The organism is Schaalia sp. JY-X159 (assembly GCF_014525425.1).
GTDB lineage: Bacteria > Actinomycetota > Actinomycetes > Actinomycetales > Actinomycetaceae > Scrofimicrobium.
In genome coordinates, this window is record NZ_JACEXI010000001.1 from 529,455 (window position 1) to 540,814 (window position 11,360).

Below are 11,360 nucleotides of genomic sequence, written 5' to 3' on the forward strand. Positions count from 1 at the left end.
TAATCCGCCCCAACAACAGCGACCCACGTTGACTTCGGCGACCTCCCTCACTAGCGGGTATAGCCTTTTCCCGGGAGATTCGCCTGGGACAAATAGGCCGCTGCTCGGCGCAGGACCTCATTTTCTTGCTCAAGTAAGCGATTACGCTTACGAAGCTCCCGAAGCTCCGCTACCTCGGCTTTAGTAGCCCCCGGTTTTTCCCCAGACTCCACTCTCTCCTCACGCAACCACTTATCCAGTGTCCCCACATGGATCCCGAAATCCTTCGCGATCATCTTGATCGTCACTCCGGGCTCTCGGGCCGCAACCACTCGCAGCACATCATCACGGAATTCTTTTGGATACGCAGTAGGCATAACAACATCCTTCCAGGCCAGTAGTGAAACTAGCCAGATCAGATGTCACCCAAACGTGCAGCAGACCCAACCGTTGCTTGACCAGTGATCACTACCTGGTCAATATCAAGGCGGAATGCAGACTCTAGACACGGCACACTAAACTGATACACAGACCCTCCGGGCAGCAGATGCAGATTTTGAACACCTACATTCTGCCAGCCAGAGGGTCACCACCATCTAGAGCCCCTATTGCGAAGAGCCCCTTTACAAGGCTCGGCTAATCCACGCCCGTCCCGCCTGGGCATTAGCCCACGCATAACAAGCAGAACAACACCCAGGCCGAGTCGATCCTCCAGCCCACCGGGCCCAAACCTGAACCGAGTCGTGGCTAGACGCGAAGTGCGTCGTGTGGTTCTATTCGGGCGGCACGACCAGTGGCTATGAGCCCGCCCAATAGTCCAACCAAAATACCGCCGAGTACCCCTGTCGGGATTGCAAGCGGACTGATTACAGGTTGCCACGACTGCACAATCGTCACCGCCAGTATCACCAGAAGGCTGAGATAAGCACCCAGTAGCCCGCCTGCTGCCCCGATGAACAAGGCTTCTGTTAGAACAAGGCTGCGTATATGTATGCGGCGGGCACCAATGGCTCGACGAAGTCCGAACTCACCTGTTCTCTGGAGCACTGCAGTCGTCATCGCGTTCGTCAGTGATAGAACTGCGGCTAGAAGCGCCACCCCGGTGAGAACGGCGAGCATGGTCCCCATGTTGGTCTCGATTACTTCACGCATGGTGCTTGGGTCTGGCGGCGCATCAACAGTAACCAACTCTGGGGCAGATGGTATCCATGCCAACGGACCTTGTTCTGCGACTTGCTTCGCTGCCCCTGGCAGAACCCGCACTTCTGCGTTGGCGTAGCTGGGACGAGAGATTTGGGCGGCGTCCTCTTCACTTGTGATTAAGGCTTCCAGTAGACCCACCTGCAATCCAGAGTCAGTGAGAATGCCAACCACTCGTCGTGGGTGTCCGTCGACCCAAACGGTGGGTGACGCCAGCAGGGGGCCGATTTCCAAGGAAGATGCAAGTTGTGATCCGAGGACGACATCACCCGAACCTACGGCAACTAGTCTAGACAATTCTGAGTCCATCTGTGTGGATTGGGCTTCACTCTGCCCGTCACCGGATCCCGTGTCGACTCCCGCGGCGAAGAGCTCACCGCCGACAACACCAACTATGGGCGAGCCGCGCACTAGCTCCAGAGATACCCCTGGCCGTGACGTCACGGGCTTCTCATCGTGCATGACGTACACCTGCGCGGATTCAACTCCGCGCAGGTCTCTCAGACGTTGTAAGGACACCTCTGCCGTGGCTTCCGCATCAACAAACGTCCCTGGCTCTAGTTCTGGGGAAGATAGTGCCACGCGTTGGTTCCGTTGTGCGTCGAAAAGGTCTGATACTTGAAAACGCGCTGTTTGTGAGAGTCCCAGGGTAGTCAGTCCTAATCCCACACCCAATGCGACGGCCATGATTAGTGCCACGGTCTTTCTCGGGAATGCCCACATCCCTCTCCAGGCGTCCAAGATCGCGTCGATGAAGCGAATCCGCGAATCACGCCCTCGTGTCATCGGGGATGTTTGCAACTTTTGCGGTGGCAGCTGAGATGCCGCAGAACCCACGTCGACTTCGGTTACTTTGCCATCTTGAACCCACAAACGCCGCTTGGCCCGGGCGGCAACCTCCTTATCGTGGGTAACGACGACCAGGGTGGATCCGCCCTCGTTGAGACGCTCTAAGGTTTCCATGACCTGCCGACCGCTGACCGTATCCAGGTTCCCGGTGGGTTCATCGGCCACTATCACCGGGGTCCCCGAGGCAATCGCCCTCGCAATTGCGACCCTCTGCCGCTCCCCACCCGACAGATTTTCGGTGCGCTTGTCCAACTTCTCACCAAGTCCCACGAACTGGAGTGCCTCGACCGCAGCATCTTCACGCTGGGACATCCGCAGGCCCCGATAGAGGCTTCCCAACGCAACGTTTTCTAAAACGGTCCTGCCTGCTAGGAGGTGGAATGACTGGAAGATAAAGGCAAACTGCGCCGAACGTACTTCTGCCCGGAAGTTATCACTCCTGCCAGCCATGTCAGTCCCACGAATCTGGTAACTACCCGTTGTTGGAATATCAAGCAATGTGATTTGATTTAAGAGAGTTGACTTACCGGACCCAGACGGACCTTCAATCGCAATGTAGTCACCTTGCTTAATGTCAAGGTCAACGGACCTTAAGGCATGCACAGGAACGTCTCCGGGATAGGATTTGGACACGCCCCGAAGTGACAAGGCAACCATTAGCGATCAACCCGGACTAAAGAGCCCTCTTCCAATCCTGCCCCTTCAATCGCGCACATTCCCTGAGTGCAACCCAGTTCCTCAACAGCAACCTGCTCGAACCCTCCACCACTTGTTTGAACCAAGACAGAGGTACGTCCATCAGAGCCAGCCGCGACTGCTCGTTGAGGAACCAACAAGGTATCTGTAATTGGCTCAGATAAGTTGAGTGTCACCAAAACTTGTTGCCCCGCCCACGCTTCAGGCAGCTGTCCACCCACCGGCTCAAACACAACGACAACGCTTGGCGCTTGGCTTGCCTGGGTCGAGTCCGCGTCTAAGGAATCCTCACCAGTTACAGGGTTGATCGCCAAGATTCTCACGGGAAAGACTTCGCCCTCACCGGTCGCCTCCGCCGTCATTCCGACGGACAAACCAGATGCGACTGATCCGGGAACCTCAGCCTCCAAGGAAATCCCTAACCCGGCCACATCAACCTTCGCGTTCTCAGGTGACAACTTAGTGCCAATCGGAGGCACCGAAACGACCTGCTTCGGGAGAGAAGGAAAAACCAGGAAGTCCGCACTTCGGATTTGAATCTCTTGCTTTGGCGGGATAGGCTGCACCAGATCAGCAGCACCCGCGACGCTAGCCGAAGCCTCCGGGGCCGTCTCCACCGTCCTCATCGACGGTTCGGAAGCAACGTTTCGATAGAGGCTGGTCACACACGCAGCCGTTGCACCACCAAATGAGCCATCCACTGCAATGTCGCACCCAAGCCCGTTAAGCGCCTCCTGCAACATCTCCATATCAGGGCCCGAGTCCCCAAGCACCAGGTTGCGGTACAGAGGAAAAGCGCCAACAATCGCGAAAATAGGCCTACCGTTGACCCATGTCACCACTGCCCCAGGGGCCAAAGAGTCACCAATCCTAGTGCCTAGGCCGGTCACAATCTCCGTTTCCGCCCCCAAGGGGATGGCGATAGCTGCGGCCTCTTCCTTCACGGCCCGCGCCATTGTCGTTGTGTTCTCTAGCAAATCCCCACGTTTGACAGCAACCACCACTGGCCCCGGCGGTGGCGGTTCCGCAGAGGCCTCCCGCTGGGCGGGTGACTGGAAGTACTGCGCCACAAACCAAGTGCCGGCGACTAGGGCGATCGCAGCTACAGCGCAGATCAGTCCGATAACGATTCGGGACGTACTTTGCGACTTAGCAGTCATGTTGGTCAAAGACTAACCTTCCCCGTTTGCAACGCCGCGGATTGTTGCCAAGAATACCTCCTGCTGCGCCTGATTGTGCGTTCGTTGTGCCTCCAGGTCCCGGTAGTTCTTGGTCAGGTAGTCCAGCTCTGCATTCCATTCTGCCTGGTACCGCGCCTCGGTCCAGCCCGAAGACGTGCGGCACTGCGCGTCGTGGGTCGCAACCGCTATCTCAGCGGCGCTTGGGTCCCCTATTTCCCAGGGCGGAACGTCCGCGTTCAACCCCCAGTCTGCAAACAGGTGAGTCACCGCGACACCCATCTCAGGTGTCGCGTCTGGAGGCAGATCCACAATACCCAGGGGTGCCATGCACTCGCGCCACAGCCCAGCGGCCTCAACTACAGCAGGGTCACTATCAGCAGCATCCACAGGAAACCCGTACTGCCTTAGTGTCGACTTAGGGTCTCCACCCAACTCAGTGATTGCCGTATCTTGACAGCCAATCCACTGCTCATACACGGCGTGGTCTCCAAGCAGAGACTGGTCTTCATCAGCAAGCCTGCGTCCCTCCCAATCCACGCGGGGATCCAAGTCCTCTCGATAGCCAAACTTCGACGCTATATCTTCGTTGAACAACCTCCTCGAGGCACCATTCGAAGTTGCGGGAAGCGGGCCAGCTGGATCAAACCGGGGAACCCGGTATGTGACACCGAGTTCCTCCACACAATCTCGTGCTTTCAAATCAACCGCATACGATTCCAGGCGAACATTCGGCGGCGCGTAAGCATCAGAAGGCAACGCCCACGACGCTATGTCCTGCTCAACCAAAACATCGACCTGACCGGGCGCAGCAGCGCCATTGGAACAGCCCGCTACGGCGGCCGCCGCCAAGCAAATAACAATCGCTACCGAGCGACGACCGCCACGAGACTTGGAAAAGTTCACAGTATTCCTAAACAAATCGTCCTGATGAAATAACATCGTTGAACCCGATGGGGCTCACAGAGGTTGCGAGATTGTTCCTACCAGAGCCTCGGGTCATGCACGTCTGCGAACCACTGTAGTTTGCTAGCTTGTACCAGCACGCGGTGCTTGTAACACCTTGATTAAAAATAGAGGTTGCCGAGTTATCAGCTGAGTACGAGCCCGTGTGAGCGAACCCATTGTAGTACCAGCCGCTGTAGTTGACGATGCTGTACTGAAACGCAACCCATCCGTTTCCGCTACCAGAAGTAGAGTAGTCCTTGTCTTTCCAAATGCACGCATAAGCAGTTGGGCAGTGGCTGGAGGCTGCATGGCTCTCGGGGGCCTGTGTCACCGATCCAAGCCCTGCCAGTAGGAAACCTGTAGCCAACACTCCGAGCATCCTGTTATTTTTTCTCACGCTGAGTCTCCTTCATATTCTTTGTGATCACGTTATGACAGTCATCGATCGGTTCGAGGATATCGGTATCCAGTGTCTTGTGTACCTACATTTGTTGGTATCCGACGCTCTATTTGCAGGAAATTCGCATGCCGTGAAATATAGAGTAATATTGATCGCCGATGTTATGCTTGACCGAGGGATCAACTTAGGCGTGTGCGTTGGATACTCCGTGAGGGAGCAAAGAGAATCGTGAACAAGAGTATTAGGGGTCTTGTTGCATTAGCTCTCTTCCTGATGGCAAACCAGAGTAGTTTTGAGCCAGCAGACCCACAACCCAACCATTCGCTCATATCTGAATCAATGGCGCCACTTGCATGGCCTTGGCACTGCGTTCTCTTCCCCAACTTGGGCGAGTGCAAGAGGTAGAGGCAACTGTGAGATCGGGATCTGAGGCACGAAGACCACCGAAAGGCGCCTGCAATGGCAAATCCAGCTGGTTCCGTTGAACCACAACGCCCCAGGACCTCTCTTGCCCAAGCGGCCATTTACGCTTCAATCGGCTTAGTTCTCTTCGCAGGCGAGTTCTCATCCTGGAGCAATGCAACCGGTGAGCGTGCTTCTATAACAACTCTCGCATGCTCTGCTGCAATGTGTGCTGCCGTGTTATTAACTGGTTGGTTCCCCTTTTCGGGGGGGCTTTTCTTTGTCACTATCAGCACCGCCATTTATCTAGTTGGGGTTCCTGTAGCCTTTCCAACACTTGGGTTATATGCGGTGGTAGCACTCTGGATATCCAAAGGTTGGCTGGCGGCCAGTGTGGTCGCCTTAGTGCTAACGGGCGCGACCGAAATCATCTTTTCGGGCACCCCAGCAGCATCAGCGGTAGCCGTCGCCACGGGTACTGCATTCGCCGTGCCGGTGGGTTTCTTACTGCGGCACTCAGCTACACGAATAATGCGCGAACGTCAGCGTTCTGAACGATATCGTGCGCAAGCAGAAGTTACTCTCGAGACCGTTTCCAAGGAACTTGCGGTCTACCTTCACAACTCCGTGATGAGAGACTTGGTGGGAATTGCGCTTCTCAGCCGCGCGGCAAATGAAGGCTCCGATGAGTACCCGAGATTTTCGCGAATCCAGGATCTCTCCTTAGACGCCATGAGTAAGGTTCGTGAGCTTGGTGACTCATTCCCCACTAGCAGAGTTGGTGATGGCAAGACACTCACTCATGTACTTGAAGAGTGCCAAGCACTTCTCGCGTCGAGACGAATCAGGCTGCATGTCGACATAGCTGCTCTCAAGCGTGCAAAACTCAGCAACGCCGCCCAGTCAACTCTAAACGTGGCACTACTAGAAGCAACCACGAACATCCTCAAGTTCGCTCCCCAAGGAACTACAGCAACTATTTTGTCGAGTATGGAGGACGGCTTGGTATCAGTTGTCATCTCAAATGACCTGGGTGATTCCACAGTTAACCCCGGCCCGCTTTCGGGAGGTCTAGGTTTGACGAGCCTCTCTGCTGAACTGTCAAGATTGGGTGGCGATCTGTACTACTGGGTTGCTGGAAAGCGTTGGGTTCTCACACTCTATCTTCCGTTGGCTGCGGACGGAGCGGACATCTTATGACCACGTCCAACGAGGGACCCAAGCCAGCTCCCGAGCGTTTGCGGCTGATTCTGGTCGATGATGACGAGGTCGTACTAGAAGCCCTTGCAGAACTGTTCGAGGGACATCCTGATTTCTCTCTAGTGAAAGCAGTTGACTCAGGAGTCGGTGCGTTGCAGGCACTCACTGACGTACAAGTCGACATGGCGCTAATAGACGTGGACATGCCGGGGCTCGATGGCATCGAAACAACCAGGCGAATCAGGAAGCTCCTCCCAGAAGTGACAGTCGTTATTTACACGAACTTCGAACATGAAGGATCGCTCGATAGAGCAATATCTGTTGGTGCCAGAGGTTTTCTCACCAAAGACATGCCTTTCGACGCCTTGACATATGGTCTGAAGCAAATTCATGCAGGCACCTTTGTCATGGGCACTCGCCCGATGGAGATCCTGGTTGACTTCTTCAGTAATCACCCAGGCAAAGCCGAGCTGGATTTCAGGCAAGGACTTGACCAACTCCCAGAACATCTGATGAACGTCCTCGACGAGCTAATTAAGGGGCATCCCAACAAGGTCATCGCAGACAGACTTGGACTTGCTGACATCACAGTAAGAGGCTATGTTTCCAATCTCTTGAGCCGCACTGGATGCAAAAACCGAGCGGAACTGGCCTCCCGCGCTGCGCGTGCGGTGTACAGACGCTAGCCCCTAACCGGCGTCAACGCCACAGAAGAGCCCTGGCTCTAACCAGATTCCCCTTCGGCAAGCACGAAACATCTCAAATACTCACCACCAACCACTCAAAATCGCGCCCTAGGAAATCAACCAACCCACCGGGCCCAAACCTGAACCACGTCCTGGTAGAACCAAAGGGAGGCCGCTTCGCAGGGCGTGTTTCTCAAGGCTCTACTTGTGGAACAAGCAGCCAAACCTTCACACCTTCGTGAATTGGGGCTTCAACCTTAGAACACACCTTAGACCCTCCTTGGACTCTCTGTGCCAAAGGCGCGAAACCCCCTGACCTGTATACGCAGGTCAGGGGGTGTTTGGAGTACCCCGAGTGGGATTCGAACCCACAACAAGCCGGGTTTGAGCCGACCGCCTCTGCCAGTTGGGCTATCGGGGCGTTGCGTTAGCGCGACTACAAGGATAGCGCATCCCTGAGGACCATCACGACCCAAAGGCCGTGATGCATAACTCGCTTCTAACGCTCAGCAGATTTACTGCAGTTGCTACTACTGGGTGTAAACGTCCAGGTGGTTGCCCACGGTCCCGCGGTCGTAGATCTTGCCAGGCCAACCGAACGGGGTGGAGTAGACCGTACCCATTGGAGCGGAACCGGCGAGGACGATGTAGCCGTCACCATCGGAGACAAAACCGCCCGCGTTGACGTGGCGACCCGGAATGCTGAGTCCACCACCAGGCAGTACGCTCTGGCTGTAGTAGGTGAACTTATAACCGCCCCAGTTGATAACGCCTTGGAACATGAGGTCACTCAAGGAGTATTGGCCAGAAGTTGATAGTGTCGTCGCAACTTCCGCGGCTCCGCTGCTGTCGCTGCTCCGATCAGACGAGCGATCCGCCGTCTCTGCTACGGGCTCGGGTTCAGGCTCAGGCGCTGGCTCCGTGGCTACAGGAACTTCAATCGCTGTCCCGCGGTGAATGACCCGGTCCACGGGCTGCTGCACGACGATGCTGCGGTGCACCGCAACCTCTGTCTCCGAGTATCCGGGGGTGGTGTAAACATGTTTGACGCCCAGCGTTCCTTCTTCAGTCACGACCTCGACATCAAGTGGAAGTTCGGGATCATCTACCACCACGGTGGAGAACGGGACCGACGTGATTAGAGAAAGTTTCGGGTACGACGACGAAGACTGACTACGATCCTGATCGGTGATCGTTGCTGCGTTTGCAACCAGTGCCAACGAGGGCGTTGCGAGTAACGACAGTGCGACTGCACCTGCGGTCATGCGACGTTTCACGGCATGCGTGGATTTGCTAGACATACAACCCTTTCAACGGTTCTGTAGCACACTAACGCAAAAGGGCTCGCCACATCATCTCTTTGTAACGAATTGGTCACGAACCTCACTAATGAGCAGGACTGCGCTATAGGTCCCTCTCCGGGTCACCGAGTAGCGTTGCAGCGAAGTTCGGCACCTCGTGTTCCAAGGACTTGGGGATGCGGCGGTAGTTATCCGAGTTGCCCGGTTCCTCCGGCAAAATGACCTTTTCGTGTGGCACTTCCTCATAGGGAATCGTTGAGAGAAGGTGGTGAATCATGTTGATTCGCGCGTTCTTCTTGATGTCCGACTCAACTATGTACCAGGGGGAGGTTGAGGTATCCGTATGGATCAGCATGTCGTCCTTGGCACGCGAGTAGTCCTCCCAGCGATTCACTGACTCCAGATCCATTGGTGACAGCTTCCAACGGCGCACAGGATCGTGAAGACGGGATTTGAACCTCTTCAACTGCTCCTTCTCAGAAACTGAGAACCAGTACTTGCGCAACATGATCCCATCGTTGATGAGCATGTCTTCGAAAATTGGCACCTGACGCATAAAGAGGTTGTACTGAGCTGGCGTGCAGAATCCCATCACCCTTTCAACACCGGCACGGTTGTACCAAGATCTGTCGAAGAGTACGACTTCACCCGCAGCTGGGAGATGAGCGACATAGCGCTGGAAGTACCATTCGGTGGCCTCCCTATCGCTGGGAGCAGGGAGTGCAGCGACGCGGACGATGCGTGGAGACAGATACTCGGTGATCCGCTTGATCGCGCCACCCTTGCCTGCGGCATCACGCCCCTCAAAGATTACAACTACTCGCTGCCCAGTCTCTTTCACCCACTCTTGCATCTTGACAAGATCGGACTGGAGGCTGAAAAGCTCCGCTTCATACACGTCGTTGGGCAGCTTGCCGGACTTCTTCTTCTTTGCCATGAGACGTAGGTTACACGTCCTCGGCTCAACGCGTGAGGAATCCGACCACCCGGATCCCAGACAACGCACAAAAAAGGCGATGCCCATCTCTGAGCATCGCCTCAATCTGTCGGTCTAGGACGGCAAACTTGCCGAACTTGAACTGTAGGCAGAGATCATTTCTGACCGGTCCCCCGGGATCGTGTGTACACGAATCGAGTTGGTGGTCTTCTCAATACCTGGCGGCATACCAGCGACGATCACCAGCTTCTCCCCGCCCTCAACAATCCTGGCTGCACGAGCCACCTGGCTGACCTTGTCGACCATTTCGTCCGTGTGATAAACGGTGGGCATCTTGTAGGTCTGCACGCCCCAGGAGAGCGCCAGTTGCCTGCGGGTGGATTCCAGCGGGGTGAACGCCAGCTGGGGAATAGGGCTACGCATGCGCGACATCTGACGCGCAGTGTGACCCGAGGTCGTGAACGTCACCAAGTAGCGTGCGTGAAGGGTGGCAGCCAAAGCTGCTGCACCCTGGCAAATCACACCCGACTGGTCAGCATGGAATGCGCCGAGAGCCGCAATGCGCTCCCCGCCATTCTCTTCCGTGTTCTCAATAATCCGCGCCATTGTGCGCACTGCCTGAATCGGGAAGGCACCAATAGACGTCTCTCCGGACAGCATGACCGCATCAGCACCGTCAAGAATGGCATTCGCACAGTCCGAGGCCTCAGCGCGGGTGGGGCGAGGATTCTTGATCATAGAATCCATCACCTGCGTGGCCACGATGACCGGCTTGGCTGCGCGCCGCGCCAGTTCAATCGCTTCCTTCTGGACCAGCGGAACCTCTTCAAGCGGCATTTCAACGCCGAGGTCACCGCGGGCAACCATGATTCCATCAAAAGCGTCGACAATCTGCTCCAGATTCTCAACTGCCTGGGGCTTCTCAATCTTCGCGATAACCGGGATGATCACGCCCTCTTCGATCATAATCGCGCGGACGTCATTGGCATCTGACGCATCCCGCACGAATGAGAGTGCAATGAAGTCAGCCCCCTGCTGAAGGCCCCAACGCAGATCCTCACGGTCCTTCTCCGACAGAGCTGGCACCGAGACTGCCACACCGGGGAGGTTCAGTCCTTTGTGGTCAGAAACCATTCCGGGGACTTCAACCCGCGTCACGACGTCGGTTTCGGTAACTTCAAGCACGCGCAGACCGACATTACCGTCGTCGATCAAAAGACGATCACCGGGACTACAGTCACCTGGCAGCTCCTTGAAAGTGGTCCCTACCAGCTCTTTATCGCCGGGAACATCCCTGGTCGTGATCGTGAAAGTATCGCCCTCGCTGAGCATCTGCGGCCCTTCAGCAAAGGTCTCTAGGCGAATTTTCGGTCCCTGTAGGTCAACCAGGACTGCAACGGCACGTCCCGAGTTATCGGCGGCCCGACGAACCCGCCGGATCACCTTCGCGTGCTCTTCGGAGGTTCCATGGCTGCGGTTGATTCGCGCCACATCCATGCCCGCATCAATCAGAGCTTGAATCTGCGACGACGACTCTGTTGCAGGGCCAAGGGTGCAGACGATCTTTGCTCTACGCATCTATTA

The 11,360-nt window shown here is 56.0% G+C and carries 9 protein-coding genes, 1 tRNA gene and 1 pseudogene; 2 read left to right on the plus strand and 9 right to left on the minus strand.

The window, feature by feature from the left end:
* Positions 1 to 36: 36 nt before the first annotated feature.
* The 5 genes and pseudogenes from IDL90_RS02360 to IDL90_RS11790 all read right to left on the minus strand — a co-directional run.
* Positions 37 to 356: pseudogene (locus tag IDL90_RS02360) on the minus strand (transposase); the annotation flags it as partial.
* Positions 357 to 726: 370 nt separating this feature from the next.
* Positions 727 to 2,661 carry an ATP-binding cassette domain-containing protein gene (locus IDL90_RS02365; RefSeq protein ID WP_187994189.1) on the minus strand — a complete coding sequence of 645 codons (1,935 nt, stop codon included), beginning with the start codon at positions 2,659 to 2,661 and terminating at the stop codon, positions 727 to 729.
* Between the two features lie 23 nt (positions 2,662 to 2,684).
* Entirely contained in the window at positions 2,685 to 3,893 is a 1,209-nt protein-coding gene (locus tag IDL90_RS02370) for a hypothetical protein (RefSeq protein ID WP_187994190.1), read from the minus strand.
* A 3-nt stretch (positions 3,894 to 3,896) separates the two neighbouring features.
* Complete coding sequence (locus IDL90_RS02375) at positions 3,897 to 4,808, minus strand: hypothetical protein (RefSeq protein ID WP_182142535.1); 912 nt, start codon at positions 4,806 to 4,808, stop codon at positions 3,897 to 3,899.
* Positions 4,809 to 4,815: 7 nt separating this feature from the next.
* Positions 4,816 to 5,229: a peptidase inhibitor family I36 protein gene (locus IDL90_RS11790; RefSeq protein ID WP_398397256.1), complete on the minus strand. Its 414-nt coding sequence runs from the start codon at positions 5,227 to 5,229 to the stop codon at positions 4,816 to 4,818.
* Between the two features lie 480 nt (positions 5,230 to 5,709).
* Here IDL90_RS11790 and IDL90_RS02385 point away from each other — a divergent pair, with 480 nt between their 5' ends.
* Both IDL90_RS02385 and IDL90_RS02390 read left to right on the plus strand, forming a co-directional pair.
* Entirely contained in the window at positions 5,710 to 6,852 is a 1,143-nt protein-coding gene (locus IDL90_RS02385) for a sensor histidine kinase (protein WP_187994191.1), read from the plus strand.
* Positions 6,849 to 7,538 (plus strand): response regulator transcription factor, encoded by a 690-nt coding sequence (locus tag IDL90_RS02390; protein WP_182142532.1) that lies wholly within the window; start codon positions 6,849 to 6,851, stop codon positions 7,536 to 7,538. Before IDL90_RS02385 ends, IDL90_RS02390 begins: the two co-directional genes overlap by 4 nt.
* 347 nt (positions 7,539 to 7,885) lie before the next feature.
* Here the strand turns inward: IDL90_RS02390 and IDL90_RS02395 are convergent.
* From IDL90_RS02395 to pyk, 4 genes are all read right to left on the minus strand, one after another.
* Positions 7,886 to 7,959, minus strand: a tRNA-Leu gene (locus IDL90_RS02395).
* Between the two features lie 109 nt (positions 7,960 to 8,068).
* Entirely contained in the window at positions 8,069 to 8,839 is a 771-nt protein-coding gene (locus IDL90_RS02400; protein WP_187994192.1) for a G5 domain-containing protein, read from the minus strand.
* A gap of 103 nt (positions 8,840 to 8,942) precedes the next feature.
* Positions 8,943 to 9,776 carry a polyphosphate kinase 2 gene (gene ppk2 / locus IDL90_RS02405; protein WP_182142530.1) on the minus strand — a complete coding sequence of 278 codons (834 nt, stop codon included), beginning with the start codon at positions 9,774 to 9,776 and terminating at the stop codon, positions 8,943 to 8,945.
* 114 nt (positions 9,777 to 9,890) lie between these two features.
* Positions 9,891 to 11,354 (minus strand): pyruvate kinase, encoded by a 1,464-nt coding sequence (pyk, locus tag IDL90_RS02410; protein WP_187994193.1) that lies wholly within the window; start codon positions 11,352 to 11,354, stop codon positions 9,891 to 9,893.
* Between the last annotated feature and the right edge of the window lie 6 nt (positions 11,355 to 11,360).

Coding starts and splice junctions, on each gene's coding strand:
- IDL90_RS02390 (WP_182142532.1), top strand. CDS start 6,849: ATGACCACGTCCAACGAGGGACCCAAGCCAGCTCCCGAGCGTTTGCGG.
- IDL90_RS02385 (WP_187994191.1), top strand. CDS start 5,710: ATGGCAAATCCAGCTGGTTCCGTTGAACCACAACGCCCCAGGACCTCT.
- IDL90_RS11790 (WP_398397256.1), bottom strand. CDS start 5,229: ATGCTCGGAGTGTTGGCTACAGGTTTCCTACTGGCAGGGCTTGGATCG.
- ppk2 (WP_182142530.1), bottom strand. CDS start 9,776: ATGGCAAAGAAGAAGAAGTCCGGCAAGCTGCCCAACGACGTGTATGAA.
- pyk (WP_187994193.1), bottom strand. CDS start 11,354: ATGCGTAGAGCAAAGATCGTCTGCACCCTTGGCCCTGCAACAGAGTCG.
- IDL90_RS02400 (WP_187994192.1), bottom strand. CDS start 8,839: ATGTCTAGCAAATCCACGCATGCCGTGAAACGTCGCATGACCGCAGGT.